An 18,154-nucleotide genomic window follows, 5' to 3' on the forward strand; every position below is an offset into this window, starting at 1 on the left:
TAAATATTTACTGTGATATAATCCGGCAGTTTTTAAACATTAGGCAATGCTGTTTTATTTTTAGACTCCTACATGAAATTAAATAATTTTTCTCGCTTGCTATTGCTGTTTCTGCTTGTTTCCCAGGTGGCTAAAGGCGATGAAGAGTTTATTGTTGAGGACATTCAAGTCAAAGGCTTGCAACGTATCTCCGTAGGTACCGTTTATAACTATCTTCCTATTAATGTGGGAGAAAGGTTTTCATTGGATAATGTTGGCCCGGCAATCAAGGCGCTATTTAAAACCGGTTTTTTTAAAGATATTTCTCTGGAAAGAGAAGGATCAACACTGATTGTTAATGTGGTAGAGCGTCCCTCTATTGCGAAAATCATTTTTGAAGGCAATAAAGATTTAAGTAAGGACGATTTGACTAAAGCCTTAAAGAAAATCGGATTGGCTGAAGGCAAGGTATTCGACCAGCAGGTGCTGGATAAAGTCGAGCAAGAATTAAGTCGTCAATATTTCAGTCACGGCAAATACGGCTTGAAGATCACTACGGATGTGTCCAATCTGACACGCAACCGGGTCGGTATTCATATCAAGATTTCAGAGGGCAGGGTAGCCAAGATCAAGCAGATCAATATTGTCGGTAATAATGTTTTCGATGATAAAACGCTGTTGCGTAATCTTGAACTGAACACCTCTAATCTGTTGTCGTTTTATACCAAGGACGACCAGTATTCCAAACAAAAATTGCAAGCGGACTTGGAGACCTTGCGTTCCTATTACCTGGATCGCGGTTATATCAACTTTAATATCGAGTCCACGCAGGTAGCTATCACCCCGGATAAAAAAGATATTTATGTCACTATTAACGTTAAAGAGGGTGATGTTTATACGCTGGAAAAAGTCAAACTAGCCGGTAATCTGGTGGTCGCCCCTCCAGAACTTATTAAGCTGGTGAAGGTCGGCCCGGGAGAGATTTTTTCCAGAAAAAATGCTACTGAAACATCTAAAGCAATTTCTGACCGTTTGGGCGATGACGGTTATGCTTTTGCTAACGTCAACATGGTACCGGAGATCAACGAAGCTAAAAAAACCGTTGATATGACTTTTTTTGTCGATCCTGGCAAACGCGTTTATGTCAGACGCATTAACATGAAAGGCAACAACAAAACCCGTGATGAAGTGCTGCGTCGGGAAATGCGGCAAATGGAGTCCAGTTGGGCTTCGAGTTCAAAGATAGAACGGTCGAAAACGCGTCTTGAACGCTTGGGCTATTTCGAAGAGGTGAATGTTGAGACACCTCCGGTTGCAGGTACTGCCGACCAGATTGACGTCAATTATACGGTAGTAGAAAAACCCTCCGGCAACTTGTCGGCAGGTATCGGTTTTTCTCAAACCCAAGGGATAGTGTTGAATGCCAATATTGCTCAGGATAACGTTTTCGGTTCTGGCAAACGAGTGAATATTGCCTTCAATAATAGCGATTATGCGACCAGTTACCAGTTCGGTTTTTTTAATCCTTATTTCACAGTGGACGGAGTAAGCCAGGGTTACAATTTGGGCTATACCAAACGAAATGCCGGACGAGTGAATATCGCCAATTATTCAACCAATGTGATGAATGCGGGGATGAATTTCGGCATACCGTTGAATGAGTTCGACAGTTTGCGTTTTGATGTTGATGTGAAACATACTGAGTTGACCAAAACTGACTTTACATCCAATGAAATTCAGGCTTTTATTAATAAGGAAGGCAATAGTTATTTAACCCTGTCTCCGGCAGTGGGCTGGACTCACGATACGCTTAACAGGGCAATCTTTCCTAACAAGGGACAACAACAGCGCTTTTCTGCATTGGCGACAGTTCCTGGTAGCGACCTGGAATATTATAAAATCAGCTATAAACATCAACTTTATTTTCCGTTGGCTAAAGACTTTACGTTCAGACTGCAGGGTGAAGTAGGTTACGGGGACGGTTATGGAAAAACGGATGGCTTACCGTTCTTTGAAAACTATTTCGGCGGAGGGACAGGGTCTATTCGCGGTTATAAAAATAATACCGTTGGACCGAGAGATACCCCCTTTGGCAATCCGCTTGGCGGTTCCAGCAAAATTATCGGTAATGCCGAGGTGTTTTTCCCGGTGCCTTTTATGCCGGAGACAAAATCAGTCAGGTTAGGCACTTTTTTTGATGCTGGAGCAATCAACAATGGCTTTAAAGTGGATAATATGAAATATTCTGCCGGGATTTCAGGCGAATGGTTGTCGCCGTTCGGCGCTTTATCCGTTAGTGCCGCATTGCCATTAAATGCTAAATCTACAACCACGGCAGCAGACGGCACTATTACAGGGGATCAAAAACAGATGTTTCAATTCAACTTCGGTCAGAATTTCTAGAAGAAGTTGTTTTTATTGTAGGGGCTACCGGGCAGGTAGTCCCTACGTTTATAATTCAACAAAATAGCCGTATTTTAATTATTATTTATTTTAACTCCACCAGAGATCTGTTTAACAATGAAAACAAAAATTGCTTTATTCTTAGGATTGTTGCTTGCTGCTAATGTGAGCTATGCTGATTTAAAGATTGGCTTTGTCAATATACCAGCCGTTCTTGAGAAAGCGCCCCAGGCAGAAAAAGCCAAAAAACGCCTGGAGCAGGAGTTTTCACCGCGTGATAAGCAATTAGTCGCTCAGCAAAAAGAAATTCAAAACATGGATGAAAAAATGACTAAAGATGCCGCCGTAATGGGTGAGTCGGCAAGAGCAAATTTGGAAAAAGACATTTTAAATAAGAAAAGAGATGCAAAAAGAGCGCAACAGGAGTTTAGCGAGGATTTTAATGCGCGTCGTAATGAAGAATTAGGAAAATTACAACGGCGTATTGTTGAAGCTATACGGGAAATTGCTAAAGACCAAAATTTTGACTTATTACTGACTGACGGTGTTATTTATGCCAGTGAAAAAATCGACGTAACCAGTCAAGTTCAACAAAAGTTGTCAGCCATGCCGGAATAATTACATACGGGTTTTTATTTAATCGCATAGTCATCAACTTTTAAGAAAAGCATCTCAAATATGTCCATTAAATTAGATATTTTACAAATACAAGAATTCTTGCCGCATCGTTACCCTTTTTTATTGGTTGATAAGGTTATTGAGTGCGAACCTGGCGTTAGATTATTAGGGGTGAAAAACGTAACTTATAACGAACCGTTTTTCCAAGGACATTTCCCACAAAAACCCATTATGCCAGGCGTGCTGATTTTAGAGGCCTTGGCTCAATCCACAGGATTATTGGCATCGGAAACAGCAGGCGATGAGCTGGCCGGAATGATTTATTATTTGGTCGGTATCGACAAAGTCAAGTTTAAAAGACCCGTTGTGCCCGGGGATCAGTTGATGCTGGAAGCAAAATTTCTTAAAAGCAAGCGCAATATCTGGGCATTTGAATGTCAAGCGGAAGTTGACGGTGAGTTCGTCGCGAGTGCTGAAATCAGATGTGCGGCCGTGGTAAATTAATTTGATCGATCCAACAGCGATAATCGATAGTAAGGCTGAGCTGGCCGATGACGTATCTATCGGCCCTTATTCCGTTATCGGTGCGGGTGTAAAAATCGGCGCCGGTACGGTAGTAGGATCCCATGTTGTTATTAAGGGGCCTACTACCATAGGCAAAGATAATCGCATCTATCAATTCACTTCGATCGGCGAAGATCCCCAAGACAAAAAATACGCCGCAGAGATAACCCAGCTGGAAATCGGCGATAGAAATACGATACGCGAATATACTTCCATGCACCGGGGAACCAAACAGGATCGCAGCCTTACCAAGATTGGCAATGACAACCTGTTTATGGCGTACACCCATGTGGCGCATGACTGCATTATCGGCAATCATGTGATTATGGCAAACGGGGCTTCATTGGCCGGGCATGTGCATTTGCATAGTCACGCTATTTTGGGCGGATTTACCCTGGTGCATCAGTTCACGCAAATAGGGCAGTACAGCTTTGCTGCTATGGGTAGCGCAATTACCCAGGACATCCCTCCGTTTGTTATGGTCGGCGGTAAGCCTACCAGACCGCACGGCATCAATTCAGTCGGCATGGAGCGCAACGGCATTTCTCCTGAAGACATCAGGTTAATCAGGAAAGCTTACAAGATAATTTACAAGACTAATCTGCGTCTGGAAGATGCCATTGATCAAATGGAAGATTTAGCAGGTGAAAGTAAAGAATTGTCTGATATGGTCAGCTTTTTGCGCAATGTAAGCCGGGGTATATTGCGTTAATTACGGCTTAAATCGTTAGGAGCGATGCAGTTATGGATGACGAATTTTCAATAAAAATCTCACAAGGATTAATGCTTGCAGGCGTTGACGAAGCCGGTCGCGGACCACTCGCAGGCCCGGTTTTCGCTGCCGCAGTTATCCTGGATCCAATACGGCCGATAGCCGGATTGGCCGACTCAAAAACCCTTAGCGAAAGCAAGCGGGATAGTCTTTACAGTCTCATCAAAGAAACCGCTTTAAGCTGGTCGATTGCTCAAGCCAGTGTTGAAGAGATTGATGAACTTAATATCCTTAAAGCAACGCTACTGGCAATGCAACGGGCTGTAAAAGGCTTGCCTATCCAGCCGGACGAGGTTTTAGTGGATGGCAACCGCCTTCCCGATCTGTCCATGCCTGCCCAGGCTATCGTTAAAGGCGACAGTAAAGTGCAGGCGATCAGTGCTGCGTCTATATTGGCAAAAGTCGAGCGGGATAAACTGATGGTCGACTATCATCAACTCTATCCTGAGTTTTCGTTTCATGTGCATAAAGGCTACGGTACCAAACAGCATTTGGCCGAAATCGAGCGGTTCGGTTTTTTGGACATACACCGAAGAACATTCAACCCGGTAAAGTCCATGCTGATGCGGCTGGGAAGATATTAATCTTGTCCACGAAAAGCACGAAAGACACGAAATTTAGCTATTCACTCTTTGGGTAACGGTCTACGGTTTGCTACCCTTTTGAAAATTTTCGTGCTTTTCGTGTTTTTCGTGGACGAAATAATTAACCCAACTCAAGCGGCCCTTCATTCATTAATGCGATCTGCTCTCGAAGTTCAATAATCCTATCTTGCCAATAACGCGGCGTATTAAACCATGGGAACGCCATTGGAAACGCAGGATCATCCCAGCGACGCGCTATCCAGGCAGAATAATGAATTAAACGCAGAGTTCGCAGGGCTTCAATAAGATATAGTTCTCTGCTGTCGAAATCGTAAAAAGTCCGATAGCCGTTCAGTAGATGATTTAACTGGACGGTCATTTCGGCGCGATCTCCGGAAAGCAGCATCCATAAGTCCTGTATTGCAGGCCCCATTCGGCTGTCATCGAAATCGACAAAATGCGGACCGTCATCCGTCCATAAAATATTGCCGGGATAACAATCGCCGTGCAGGCGCAGGCTTTTTATCTTTCCGGCAAATTCAAAACAGCGCCTTACGCCATCCAGCGCATGTTCAGTTACACTACTGTAAGCCTCTATAAGGTCAGCGGGTATGAAATGATTGGCCAGCAGATAAGCTCTCGGTTCATCGCCAAATGCCTCAATATCAAGCGTTGGGCGCTCTTTGAAAGGCTTTAGTGCGCCGATCGCATGAATGCGTGCGATAAATCGGCCCATCCATTCCAGCTTTTCTCGCCCTACAAGCTCAGGTACTCGGCCGCCTTGCCTTGGAAATACAGAAAAACGGAAGCCATTGAAATGGATTAAGGTCTGGTTATCGCCAAACGGTATTGGAGGTACAACGGGAATTTCAGACTTTGATAATTCTTGAGTAAATGCGTGCTCTTCAAGAATGGCGGCTGTAGTCCAGCGATTGGGCCTGTAGAATTTTGTAACTACAAAAGACGCATCCGCCATGCCAACTTGATAAACGCGGTTTTCATAACTATTGAGCGCTAGTAGCCGACCATCACCGTGCAGGCCCATATGGTCGAGCGCATTCAAGATAATGTCGGGAGTCAGCGCTGAAAAAGGAGTGAGATTAGTATTCATAAATACTATTGTAACGCCGAATCCAGGCGGGCCTTAAAATAATCTCGCCAAAGCACCCCCTTCAGGTCCAGTCTGAAGAGATTGGGGAAATATTCAAAGTACAGATTATTTTTTTAACGCTGCATCGCTGACTTTTTGAAAGTCAGCGATGCAGGTTACTCGCTTCCGGTCGCTGGGGACGCTGAAGTAGCGCCCGTTTTCGCAAACGTTTAGTCAAGCCTATTGATGCACCCAATCCGCCCCTAAAGTGCCTTGCAGCAGGTGCAGATAGGCCGGATCATTGATTTCGACCAGTTTACGCCCAACCGCTTCAAGTTTCTGGCTTAATTCGGCGCGGTTAGCGGAATCATTCTGTTCCGTTTTACTCAATTGCTGTTGAATATAAGCTTTGTGTTGTTGCCAAAGCTCACTGTCGCGTTGCTGTTTGATTTCAAGACGCTGTTGATACCAGTCGCTTTGGAGTAAGTAGTCGCGGGTGAACATGGCGCGAATATCAGGAGCGCTGGCGGTTTTGCCTTCATACTGGCCGTGGGCCATAATGTGTAGCAGCGCTTTTAAAGGCGGGCAGGCATCATCAATGGAACCGTCCTGAAAATACAGCAGCGCTACTCGTTGCTGTGCTTCATAAACATTGTCGATACCGTCAACATAGCTGGGCAGATCTTGCGTTTCCGGTCTCAACATAGCTTCGTCAAATACCGCCGTTGGGTAATCGAACATCTTGCCGAAATTGGTATGTACAAACCGCTCGGTAATGCGATAACCCAAGCGGCTTTGAAATACGGTACGGCCTTCGTATTCGAAATCTTCCAGTTTTTCCAGTTGTCCTTTTTCAATCAAATATTGCGGGTCGCGCTGGGCTACCGGCAAGCGCGACCATATCTCAGGGATTAGCAGGCTGATGTCATGATCGATTCGACGTTTAGAGCCGATGAAACCCGCGGCCGTGGAAAAACCGTCGTAGCCGCACAGGATAAAGGAAACCAGCGCGGTATTCAGGTCGGCGGTGGCGGATACTGCATTGAACGGGCCTTTGGTCAGTGCGCCTTCGGAACCGGCACCGGTTGTGGAGGGCGATTTTCCGGTTAGGCTGCAAATAAAATCCATAAACAGTTCAGGCAACTCCTGATAGTGGATCGGATTATAGATAGCCAGCGGCCGGATATTTGCTTCAAGATCGGCCGGATTGTTGCGCCGTCCTGTTAATACTTCGTTAACCGGAAAATAAACGGTTTGATCGGCATTAAGTCCACGGGCTAAACGGGTGGACTGTTCAGCAATATAGCGCATTTTGGGGTTGGCTATATCAGGGCGAAGTTGCAGGTAGCGGACATTGAGGCTGGGTTTTCCGTCAACCAGACGGGGATGAGCCGATGAGACGAAGTACTCGCCATCCTTGCCGTTGACTGCTTGATGGATGACGTTTTGCATCGGCTCGCTGAATTCGTCGAAGTGAATGACATCTTCAATGAATTCGCGAGCGTCTTGTGCGTTAAGCGGCTGGAAATTGGAGATAAAGTTGTCCGTGCGCGAAAAATCCAGCTCGGTCTGTAAATCGGTGCCTCGGTGAACCGCATCGTCAGGACGTTGAAAAAAGCTTTGCTCGCAGTTATCGACCAATTTAACGCTGGGATTTTTATAATCGGGATTAAGCCCGGTCAGGTAATGCACCGGCACGACGGTGGATGCGGAAATATCGTCTTCCAACTGAATTTTTGCTGAGGCGATAAAATCCTGGCGTAGTTTAAAAACCCGCCACGCGCCTTTTTCATCAAAGCCTACGCGCAGATAACTGGCTATCAGTTTGCGGCCTTGAAACTTCAATTCGTTACCAGGATAACTGTTGACCATATCGACGGAAAAATGTTTCCTCCAATCCTGCCCCCATTCTTCCTTGTAAAAACGTTTAATCATCAGCGCCACAGCCAATATATGCTGGGGTATTGTTGCCAGCCACTGGTTGTGGGTATCCGAAAATTCGGTTTCAGATGGAGTCAGTAGTTTGATAACCGAGCCCAAGGTGCGTTCATTGCTGAGTAGGCGGCGTTGGTCGAGTCCATGCAGGGCCGGATTGCGAAACCGAGTGGAATAATCGCGTTCGAATATATCGGTGACTATATCCATATCTTTGTCGAAATCATCGACAAAGATAGCGCCGGAAATAATAGCTCCGGCAATCGATTTGGAAATTTCCGATTTGCCGCCTCCTGATACTGTGCTCGGCTTGTGGCAGAAAGTGCCTTCCTGATGAGTGCCGATTAAGCGCCAGCTGGGCGCATGAGGGTGGCGTTCCATATGGATTTTAAAGCCGTTAGGATAAATATAAGTGTGGCCGAACAGCAATTTAAGTGTATGCGTCTGCCTGTTATGCGTCCAGCTGATTTGCTGCTGTTGAATGTTGAACTTCGCCGAGTTGGGGATATAAATAATGTCGGGATAGTGCTTATCAACAGCATAGCCTTCGTCTTTAGGCTCTATTACAGGAGCCAACTGACGGCAGACTTTGTCGAAAGAATAATGCTCGCTGATATAAGAAGTATGCGGCAAAAAGATTTCTCCGAGGATGACTCTCGGGAAAGCCAGCGCGCCTCCTGAATGTTCTTCTTCAGCACCGCCATATAAATTGGCTGAATAGCTGATATGGGATTTTATTTCCTTTTTGCTGTAGCCGAAATAGTTATCGGCAATGATCGTAACAATCACTCCTTGCATATTGCGGCATACCAGTTTAAAGGGTTGGCCGTTATTGTAGAGTTCGTCTTCCTGTTGCCAGCACATGCCGTCCTTGCGTTGGCGCTCGGTCGCATCGTCAAAATGCGGCAGGCCGAGATCCTTTTTCCGGCAATGAACCAGGTGCGAGGCAAGAATAATGCAGCCGGTATGACCGGTCCAATGGTCAATATCCAATGCGGCGTCGTTTTCCGGCAGGAACGGGTCGCCCGCGTTGCCGAAAATAGATTCGACAAAATCCAGGTTGGCGACCAGTCCGCCTGGGGCGAAAAACCGGACTTCCATGGTTTTGACCGGCATAGTGTCGGAAACTTCCGGACATACGATAGGTCTCATCAGCGATGATACCCAAAGTTTTGCGCTGTTCGGTTGGGCGCTGGTAAAAGGTAGGGACAACAGGTCGTCGGGAGGCGTCAGGGCTGTACGCAGCAACGCCGCATAAGCCTCTACCGGTACTTCGTTTTTATCAGCCGGAACCGGAAGACCGCCCGCGGCAATGTGAAACACGCCTTTGGTAGTACGCCGGTCATTTTTCGGATTATGCAACACACCTTGCTGTATCCGGTAAGAATCGACATAAGCCGAATGAAATTCATTATGCTGGAAAGGCAAGGATAACTCCCTTGCTAGTCCTTTTTGTTCTAGCACGAAGGTTTCGCCCGGTAAGCTGACAGCCACGTCTATACCGTTTTCATTCAAGTAACTGTTAAGAAAATCCTGTATGCGTTGATCGGCCGGACAACGGTATTTAGTTAATGCCAGCAAACGACGCTGTTGGGAATAGTTTTTTAATAAACCTCCTGCAATCTTAAGGTATTGCGGGTCGTCTTCCACTTCACAAGTTGGTTGGCTGAGCGCCGCCAGTTGCAGGTTGATGTGTTGCAATTCTTCCAGTCGTTTCGAATTGGTTGGATTAAGGGGGGATTGGTTGGTAAATGAGCTCATGCGTGTGGGTTCCGGCAGTCTTGGTTGGCGGCTAGGGCAAAGGTTTATGTAATAGTGTATAAGTTTTGTTAATCCCTCTTTGAAAAAGAGGAGTTATATAAGCTTTTATTGTATCAGCTACTCACGAATAAAAATCCTCAAACTTTTTGATGAAAATATTCAGTTGGTCGCCGGGCAAATGATTGATGCCTGCCGCAGCTTTACGTCCGCCGCCGGTTGGAAAGGCGGAGCATAGCTCGTCAGCGCCGGTTTTGTTGGATAGCGGCGCTCTGACGCCAACCTGGTAATCGTTATCCTTGTTATGGGTAATGACAGCATGAGCCCTGTTTGGATTAAGGTTGGCCAGAAAATTTCCGAAGACACCGTTAACGCGTCTTGCCCAAGCGGTATCAGGCAGGATGAACACGGCGACGGCGTTGCTTTGATATTCCGGCTCAATACGTTGGGCATTCGCCATATCTTCTTCATAGCCCTGTTTCAGTTGCTCAAAAATTTCATGGTTGTATTTGATAAAGTCAAAAGGGGATTGGAACTCCGCCATTTCCTTATAGAGTTTATCAGGGGCAAAATGCAGGTCATCAATGCAACTGCCGTAGCCGTTATAATTGATGTAGATGCCCAGATCTTTCAACGTTTCAATATCTGTTTGGCTTAGATTTAGGAAAGCGGCCAGCTGTTCGGCGCTGTGGTTTATATTGTCGCCAAAAGCAGCGGTAATCGCCCATAACGGGTATTTGCCGTTCAGGTACTGATTAACGAGTAGGCTGGTGCAGATCGCGCTGTCGGTGTTAATCAGCGCTTTTAGGTGAGGATGATTTGGGATGTCGCCGGGCTGGTGGTGGTCTACATAAAAAATATGAGCTCCTTGGCTTAGAAACTCATTAACCTTAGCACTGTTTTTTTGCAAAGAAATATCCAGCACCGTAATGTGATCGCCGGAGCTTACGGTAAATTTATCCAATAATTGTATATCGCGTTTAATACCGGTAATCAGCTTCGCTGTCAGCGGTTGATCCAGACGCAGTTGAATCAATGCGCAGATTCCGTCGGCATCGCCATTGAAGACATCAAAATACATGATTTTTATTCCTAGACAGACAGAATGTTTCTGGCGCGCAATATTGAGATAACCAACTGTACGCTTTCTTCGAGCGAAAGTCGGCTGGTGTCGATTCTTAACTCGGGGTTGTCCGGCTCTTCGTAAGGCGAGGATATTCCGGTAAAATCTTTTATTTCGCCCAGCCGCGCTCTTTTATACAGTCCTTTGACATCCCGTTGCTCACAAACTGTTAACGGGCAAAAACAGTGAATTTCAATAAAATCACCGTGCGGCATCAAGCTTCTTGCTGCTGCGCGCTCCGCTTTAAACGGCGAGATAAACGCGGTAAGCGTAATTATACCGGCTTCAAGCAGCAGTTTGGCGGTTTCGCTGATGCGGCGGATGTTTTCTTTCCGGTCTTTATCGCTAAATCCCAAATCGCTGCACAAACCGTGGCGCACATTGTCGCCGTCCAAAACAAACGTATTTAAACCATTCTGATGTAGTTGTTCTTCTACAGCATGGGCCAGTGTGGATTTTCCGGAACCGGACAGGCCCGTAAACCAGAGAACTACCGACTTATGCGTATTTTTTTGTTCGCGTCGTTGCCGTGTGACAGTGGCGCGGTGCCATACAGTATCGGGGCTTTTGTCCGGTTGTTTATTCATATGATTGCGCTAGTTTTGAATGGCAATGTTTTATTCCGCCAGTGTAAAGCCAATTTTTACAGTAACCTGCCAGTGTGCAATTTTGTTGTTTTCTATATGTCCGCGTGTCTCGATAACTTCAAACCAACGCATGTTGTCGATACTTTTCGCGGCTTTATTGACAGCATTTTCAATAGCCTGTTGCATGCCAACGGTTGATGATCCGGTTATCTCTACTTTTTTATAAACATGGTCAGTCATGATCTTTACCTCTGGTGTGAGTAATAAGAATCCAGTTCTTGCAGCCGTTCCGGTGTGCCTATATCCATCCAAAAGCTGTTCATTTTCTGCCCTGTGACCCGACGCTCTGCGATGGCTTTGCGCAATAAAGGGGCCAATTTGCTGGGTCCGGCCGGTACATCGCGGAATAGTTCAGGACGATACAGTCCGATGCCGCTGAAGGTAAGTTGTTCGTTGCTGTTTGAAACCACCAAGCCGGTACTATCCAGGCCGAAGTCACCCTGTGTATTATGCGCCGGATTATCGACCAAAACCAAATGAGCTAAATCGACAGTCCGGTTTTTGAGCTCGGCAAAAGGAAAGTCTGTGGCGATGTCGCCATTGACTACCAAAAACACTTCGTTACCTAATAGATGCATGGCGTTAATAATGCCGCCTGCCGTTTCCAGCGCCTGTTCGCCTTCCGGCGAATAGCTTATGTTTGCACCAAACTGATTGCCGTTCCCTAGCCGAGTTTCTATTTGCAAACCCAGGTGGGCATGATTAATAACTATATCGTTAAAACCGGCTGAAACCAGTTGCGTAATTGTATATTCGATCAGCGGTTTGCCGAAGGCTAAAAGCAAAGGTTTGGGGGTGTAGTCGGTTAAAGGGCGCATTCTTTCGCCGCGCCCTGCTGCTAAGATCATCGCTTTCATACTTCGACTTTGTTCGGTACTTGCCCTGAGCGTAGCCGAAGGGCAGGTAGCACTTGCTGGTGCAGGAAATCATTGAACTTGGTAAGCTCAGGGTAAGCCGAGCAAACAGTGGTGACGTAGTTTAAGGTGCGCGGTATGTCATTTAAATAATTGGGCTTTCCGTCTCTCAAGTACAGGCGGGAAAAAATGCCGATAGCTTTAAGGTGACGCTGTAATCCCATCAGGTCAAACCAACGGTTAAATTGGGCCGAGCTGCAATTAATCAGGCCTGCTTGCTGGAGTCGTTCAAAATAGTTAAGCCGCCATTGCCGAACCTGTTGTTCGGGCCATGCTATATAACAGTCGCGCAATAGTGACACTAGATCGTAAGTAATTGGGCCAATGACGGCATCCTGAAAATCGATGACTCCGGGGGAGTCGTTATCTAAAACCATCAGGTTGCGGGAATGATAGTCCCGGTGCACGAAAGTACGGGGTTGCTCCAGCGCCGATGCCATGAGAATGGCGCTAACTGTCTCCCAAACAGAGGTGGAGATTTCAATGTCCAAAAACTGGCCTAAAAACCATTCCTCGAAAATAGTTAATTCTCTTTGCAGGAGCGGCTCATCGTAATTGGGCAATCCGGAGTTTTGCTCAGGTGTTTGGGTTTGCAGCTTAAATAAGCTGTCGAAAGCGGTTTGATATAAATCGTCAGCAGTCGATGCATTGAGCCGATCCAGAAAACACTGGCTGCCAAAATCCTCCAGTAATAAAAAACCGTCAGCCAGGTTTTGCTGAAAAATAGTCGGGACGTTGATATCGGACTGTGCCAGCAGTTTGGCAATTCTAATGAAAGGTTCAATATTTTCTTTAGTAGGCGGCGCATCCATGACTATAAATTGTTGTTCGGCAACTGCTCCCTGCGTTGCTATGATACCTCCTGCTCTTATACAGTCGTCCGATGCATGGACTCTAAAGTAACGTCGAAAACTGGCATCACTGGAAGCGGGCTCGCAATGGGTGATAGTGAGTAATAAATCATTTTCAAGCCAATCGAACATGGATATTGTTCTTAAGTCTTCAGGTATCATGATGATCAGGATAGATTAGTATAATACTGTAGTAGTGGGGTAAAATAAGCGTCCGGCATTCTATTCGATTTATGATCTATTACGCTACTAAACTTATACCCTCTATGCGCCGCCGTTTATTTCTGCTTTTTTTACCTTGTGTTTATGTACCTGTCAGTATTGCCAATGAGGCGCTTTGGAATTGTTCACAAAATAAGGATAGCAAAGAGTGGGTTTGCGTAGGCGAAAAAAAACCTGTAGATAAAACCGGTGAGATAAAGGCTTCTGCTACTGCTGAGCCTGTTAAAGAAGTGCTGCCGGCGCCCGTCGAGGCTGTTGAAAGCACTCAACCCAATGTAGCAGAGCCTGAGACTGCCAAACCTTCCCCGGCTCCTGTTGAAAATGCCGAGGTGGAGCCAATTGCGCCTAAGCTCCCTGTCAGCACTAAGACTGATAAAGACATCCAGCAAGCGAATGTTGAGCCTAAGCAACCCGCTCCTTCAGTGCCGGTTGATTCCACCCAAACAAAACTACTTCAAACTGAAGCCAATCATCCAGGCTGGACCTGCGATTCCAAGGCGGCAGATAAAAATTGGAATTGTAAACTGGTGGGAAACGATCCTAAAGGGCAGGCGCGGGTTATTGAAACATATGAATCCGGCATTAGCTTACTCACTCCGGCATTTGACCAAAATGAAGAGCAAACCTTTAGCAATCTTAAATCGCAGCTAAAATACGATCCCTGGCAAAACTGCGCAGCGCCCAGCGGCACAAAGCCTGGCTTTGTGCCTGAGAAGGATTTGAGAGAAGTGTCGCCTCTGGATATTAATTCCGATTATGCAGAAATATTCGATAATGAAATATATAGTTATACCGGTAATGTTGAAATGGTCCGCGCAGATCAGCATTCAGTCTCTAATAAAGCGAGTTATGACACTGTTTCGGAGACACTGGATTTACAGGGTAGTGTTTATTATAACGAAGATGAATTAGCGTTACACAGTGAATCAGCGTCTCTTAACTTGGCCACAGATAGAGCCAGGTTGAGGGATGCGTTGTTTATTTCTCCGGCTGCGCCGCTTAGAGGCCGTGCGCAAACGATTTATCGGGAGAGTAACACTTTGTCCCGGTATAAAGATGTTGCTTATACCAGTTGCCGTCCCGGTAATCAGGACTGGGTTGTGCATGCAACAGAGCTGAAGATGAATAAAACTACCGGTCAAGGCGCCGCTAAAAATGCCTGGCTTGAGTTTAAAGGTACGCCGGTGTTTTATTCGCCTTACCTTTCTTTTCCGATAGACGATAGACGGCTTTCCGGTTTTCTTGCGCCGTCATTTGGTAGTACCCAGCGAGGGGGGATTAGCCTGTCGACGCCTTATTACTGGAATATAGCCCCCAATTATGATGCCACCCTTCGTCCACGGTATCTTTCAGATAGGGGCATTATATTAGGAGGAAGTTTCCGTTATTTGACTGAGAGGTCATCTGGATCTACAAATCTGGAATTTGTGCCCCATGACAGTCTTTTTAACAAGACCCGGTATTTGGCAGGAGTTAAAAATATCACCCAATTTTCGCCTCATATCAGTTCAAATCTGGATTTAAATTATGTATCGGATAAATATTATTTTTCTGATTTAGGCAATGCGCTCAGTACATCTACCTACAGTAGTTATCTTTTAAGTCAGGCTAATCTTATTTATGCAAACACTTATAAAAACACTGGGGTTTCTTTAAGAGGCCATGTTGACAATTATCAATCGATCGATCCGGCGATAACCTCGGCAGGATTACCGTATCGAAGGTTGCCTCAAGTTAATCTGAATTTGAACCACTCATTCAATTTTATGCCGTTAAACACATTAATGGATGCAGAATATGTGTTTTTTCAGCATAATACATTAGTGAATGGGCAACGCACCAATGTTAAGCCGTCGGTTAGTTTACCGCTGCAAACAGCGAGCGCTTTTTTAACGCCCAAAATTTCTTTGCAGCATACTCAATATTCGTTAAGCGATCCAAAAGGCACAGCACCACTAACCTCCGATAGCTTGTCAAGAACCTTGCCGATTTTTTCTACGGATACCGGTTTGTTTTTGGAAAAAGACCTGATCCTTTCCAATAGATCTTATCTGCATACTCTTGAGCCCAGATTGTTTTATGTGTATATACCCACGGTAAATCAGAACAATTTTCCGATATTCGATACCTCGTTCTACGATCCTTCATTCAATAGTTTGTTTTTGGAAAACCGCTTTAGTGGTTCGGATCGAGTAGGGGATGCTAATCAACTTACGGCAGCTATAACAACGCGTTTGGTTGAAACTAAATCCGGCAAAGAAAAGCTAAAACTTAGTGTAGGACAAACTGTTTATTTTCAGGATAGAGAAGTTATTTTGCCGGGCTATCAGGAACCTTTGCCGGGCTATTTCCCAAATACCGATAGGTTTTCAAATTTGGTGGCTGAACTCAATGCCGGCTTGACGGATCATATATCGCTTAGCTCAGGGATGCAATGGAACCCTCATCTGAACGATATTGTCAGGTACGCCGGCGGGCTGCATTATCTTAATAAGCCTGATATTAATAGGCCGGGTGAGATTGTTAATCTTGGCTATCGCTATAGAAAGAACACAATAATTCCAGATACATCGGGACAGAGACTTTATGACATTATTCAAAGCGACGCTTCTTTTCACTGGCCGGTTTATAATGATTGGTCTGCGGTTGGGCGCTGGACATACTCATTGCTGAATAATTCGACTCAGGAAAGCTTTTTGGGCGTGGAAAAAGAAAATTGTTGCTGGACTTTTCGTTTTATTGGACGGCGTTGGATTAACAGTGTAAACCTTAATACAAACCCAAATATTCAAAATTCCCTTGCTATCGATACTACAGCCACAGGTATACCCCAGACAGGTGTATTTGTTGAGGTGGAACTTAAAGGATTAACCGGTGTCGGGGAAAAACTGGATCAGTTTTTTGAAAAGCAAATTTATGGTTATCGGGCATCTCAAAAATGATTAAACAAGAAAATACTAAAAGATTCATTTTAGTTTTGTTGCTATGTAATTTGTTATTCGGCAGCTTTTTAGTGCATGCTGAAATTCTTGATTCCATTGTTGCTGTGGTTGAAGATGACGTTATCCTTGAGCGGGAATTACAAAGAGAAGTAGCCGTTATTGAGCAAAGAATACAACAAGGTAACGCCACGCTTCCGCCTACTTATGTGCTGCGTAAACAAGTGCTGGAAAAAATGATAGTTGATAAGCTCCAGAGGCAGTTAGCGGAAAAAGCCGGGATTACTGTCAGTGAAGAAATGCTCAACAGTTCGGCCGCAGATATAGCCCGGAGAAACAATATGGATGTCGAACAATTCAGAATAGAGTTGGAAGGACAGGGCATTAGCTACCAAAGCTTTTTAGATAATATGCGTAATGAAATTATTATTAATCAATTACGCGGTAGAGAGATAGGCGGCCGCATTAAAGTGACTGACAGGGAGGTTGATCACTACCTGGAAACTCAGGATAAAATCGGCGAAGAGGCTACGCAGTATCATCTGGGTCATATTTTGATTGCGGTTAAAGAAGGCGCGTCATCGGCAGAGATACAAAAAGCGATGAGCAAAGCCGATGATCTGGTCATGAAATTGCGGGGGGGGCAGGATTTTAACCAAACAGCGATTAGCGATTCAGATGATGCAAATGCTCTAAAAGGTGGTGATTTGGGTTGGCGTACTCCAAGTGAAATACCTACACTATTTGTTAATGAAGTCCATCAAATGAAGCAGGGCGATATATCAGAGCCTATACGCAGTCCGAGCGGTTTTCACATCATTAAAATGTTAGAGCTGAAAGGCATGGATAATCATACGATTACCAAAACCAAAGTTAGGCATATTTTAGTCAAAACCAATGAGTTGGTTGATGATGCCGAAGCAAAAAAACGGCTGGTGGCACTAAAAGGCCGCATTGCCGATGGTGATGATTTTGCCTCATTGGCACGGGCGCATTCCGATGATAAAGGTTCGGCATTGAAAGGAGGTTCGCTTGATTGGGTAGGTCCTGGTGATTTGGTTAAACCGTTTGAAGAGGCCATGGCAAACCTCGGCATTAATGAAGTGAGTGAGCCTGTACAGACCCAGTTTGGTTGGCACATCATTCAGGTTTTGGGCCGGGAAAATAAGGATGATAGTAGGGAGTTTAAAAAGAACTTGGTGCGGGATGCTATTCGTAAGCGGAAAATTGAAGAAGAGACAGAGCTTTGGGTGCGCAGATTGCGCGATGAGGCGTTTGTGGAAATATATCAGGACAGACTTTAAAGCGGCGCTGTTAGCCTTTCAAGATGGAGGGTTGGGATGAGCAAAAATAAACACGGCGGCATGGATGTAAAATCAGCAGGAACAGTGATAGCTCAACCGGGCATTAAAATGGTTCGTTATCGCCTGGACGTGGGCTGTAAACATCAAATTACTCCAGAAGAACTTAAAAAAGTGCTGATTGAAGAGTCCGGAGTCGATAAAAACAATGTTAATAATATAAATATCCAAGGGGACTACACTCTGGTTGAGTTACCCGATGAAATGCCGCAAGATATATTTCTGCATTTAAAATCGGTAGAAATTAAGCAACATAAACTGGATATAAAGCGGGTAAAGGTACGTAATAAAAAACGTGGCAACAGCCATAATCGACGCGGAAGGCAGCGCACTCCGCGGCCTGATAATGGCGGGCCTAATCAAGTCAGCGGCGGCTAGTCTAATCGAACAGATA

The 18,154-nt window shown here is 45.3% G+C and carries 15 protein-coding genes; 8 read left to right on the top strand and 7 right to left on the bottom strand.

The genetic code is table 11. The features are described 5' to 3' along the window. Positions 1-72 precede the first annotated feature (72 nt). The 5 genes from bamA (at position 73) to rnhB (ending at position 4,920) form a co-directional block, all read left to right on the top strand. Entirely contained in the window at positions 73-2,382 is a 2,310-nt protein-coding gene (gene bamA / locus EPO18_RS13895) for an outer membrane protein assembly factor BamA (protein WP_292434177.1), read from the top strand. Positions 2,383-2,499: 117 nt separating this feature from the next. Continuing rightward, entirely contained in the window at positions 2,500-3,000 is a 501-nt protein-coding gene (locus tag EPO18_RS13900; protein WP_292434179.1) for an OmpH/Skp family outer membrane protein, read from the top strand. A gap of 60 nt (positions 3,001-3,060) precedes the next feature. Continuing rightward, positions 3,061-3,504 carry a 3-hydroxyacyl-ACP dehydratase FabZ gene (gene fabZ / locus EPO18_RS13905; protein ID WP_292434180.1) on the top strand — a complete coding sequence of 148 codons (444 nt, stop codon included), beginning with the start codon at positions 3,061-3,063 and terminating at the stop codon, positions 3,502-3,504. 1 nt (position 3,505) lies between these two features. Further along, positions 3,506-4,276, top strand: coding sequence for an acyl-ACP--UDP-N-acetylglucosamine O-acyltransferase (gene lpxA, locus EPO18_RS13910; RefSeq protein ID WP_363331514.1), 771 nt, complete (start codon positions 3,506-3,508; stop codon positions 4,274-4,276). A 32-nt stretch (positions 4,277-4,308) separates the two neighbouring features. After that, complete coding sequence (gene rnhB, locus EPO18_RS13915; RefSeq protein ID WP_292434183.1) at positions 4,309-4,920, top strand: ribonuclease HII; 612 nt, start codon at positions 4,309-4,311, stop codon at positions 4,918-4,920. A 121-nt stretch (positions 4,921-5,041) separates the two neighbouring features. On the opposite strand, the gene EPO18_RS13920 is transcribed toward rnhB, so the two are convergent. The 7 genes from EPO18_RS13920 to EPO18_RS13950 all read right to left on the bottom strand — a co-directional run bounded on the left by EPO18_RS13920 (position 5,042) and on the right by EPO18_RS13950 (position 13,370). Next, the gene (locus EPO18_RS13920) at positions 5,042-6,031 is read right to left on the bottom strand and encodes a serine/threonine protein kinase (RefSeq protein ID WP_292434185.1); all 990 of its coding nucleotides are present in this window, start codon (positions 6,029-6,031) and stop codon (positions 5,042-5,044) included. 219 nt (positions 6,032-6,250) lie between these two features. Next, the gene (locus EPO18_RS13925) at positions 6,251-9,706 is read right to left on the bottom strand and encodes a PPi-type phosphoenolpyruvate carboxykinase family protein (RefSeq protein WP_292434187.1); all 3,456 of its coding nucleotides are present in this window, start codon (positions 9,704-9,706) and stop codon (positions 6,251-6,253) included. Positions 9,707-9,827: 121 nt separating this feature from the next. Then, entirely contained in the window at positions 9,828-10,784 is a 957-nt protein-coding gene (locus EPO18_RS13930) for a DHH family phosphoesterase (RefSeq protein ID WP_292434189.1), read from the bottom strand. An 11-nt stretch (positions 10,785-10,795) separates the two neighbouring features. Beyond that, a complete protein-coding gene (gene cysC, locus EPO18_RS13935) occupies positions 10,796-11,413 on the bottom strand; it encodes an adenylyl-sulfate kinase (protein WP_292434191.1) in 618 nt (205 codons plus the stop codon). 30 nt (positions 11,414-11,443) lie between these two features. After that, positions 11,444-11,653 (bottom strand): dodecin, encoded by a 210-nt coding sequence (locus tag EPO18_RS13940; RefSeq protein WP_292434192.1) that lies wholly within the window; start codon positions 11,651-11,653, stop codon positions 11,444-11,446. A gap of 5 nt (positions 11,654-11,658) precedes the next feature. Continuing rightward, entirely contained in the window at positions 11,659-12,330 is a 672-nt protein-coding gene (murU, locus tag EPO18_RS13945; RefSeq protein WP_292434194.1) for an N-acetylmuramate alpha-1-phosphate uridylyltransferase MurU, read from the bottom strand. Beyond that, positions 12,327-13,370, bottom strand: a complete 1,044-nt coding sequence (locus tag EPO18_RS13950; protein WP_292434196.1) for an aminoglycoside phosphotransferase family protein — start codon at positions 13,368-13,370, stop codon at positions 12,327-12,329. The genes murU and EPO18_RS13950 overlap by 4 nt, the downstream gene beginning before the upstream one ends. Before the next feature lie 134 nt (positions 13,371-13,504). Here EPO18_RS13950 and EPO18_RS13955 point away from each other — a divergent pair, with 134 nt between their 5' ends. From EPO18_RS13955 to EPO18_RS13965, 3 genes are read left to right on the top strand one after another with little or no spacing between them, the layout of a single operon-like run. After that, positions 13,505-16,402: an LPS assembly protein LptD gene (locus tag EPO18_RS13955; RefSeq protein WP_292434197.1), complete on the top strand. Its 2,898-nt coding sequence runs from the start codon at positions 13,505-13,507 to the stop codon at positions 16,400-16,402. After that, entirely contained in the window at positions 16,399-17,703 is a 1,305-nt protein-coding gene (locus EPO18_RS13960; RefSeq protein ID WP_292434199.1) for a peptidylprolyl isomerase, read from the top strand. Before EPO18_RS13955 ends, EPO18_RS13960 begins: the two co-directional genes overlap by 4 nt. Positions 17,704-17,739: 36 nt before the next feature. Next, complete coding sequence (locus tag EPO18_RS13965; protein WP_292434201.1) at positions 17,740-18,138, top strand: DbpA RNA binding domain-containing protein; 399 nt, start codon at positions 17,740-17,742, stop codon at positions 18,136-18,138. Positions 18,139-18,154: the final 16 nt, after the last annotated feature.

Origin of the sequence: Methylobacter sp. (genome assembly GCF_004322395.1) — a bacterium.
GTDB lineage: Bacteria > Pseudomonadota > Gammaproteobacteria > Methylococcales > Methylomonadaceae > Methylobacter_A.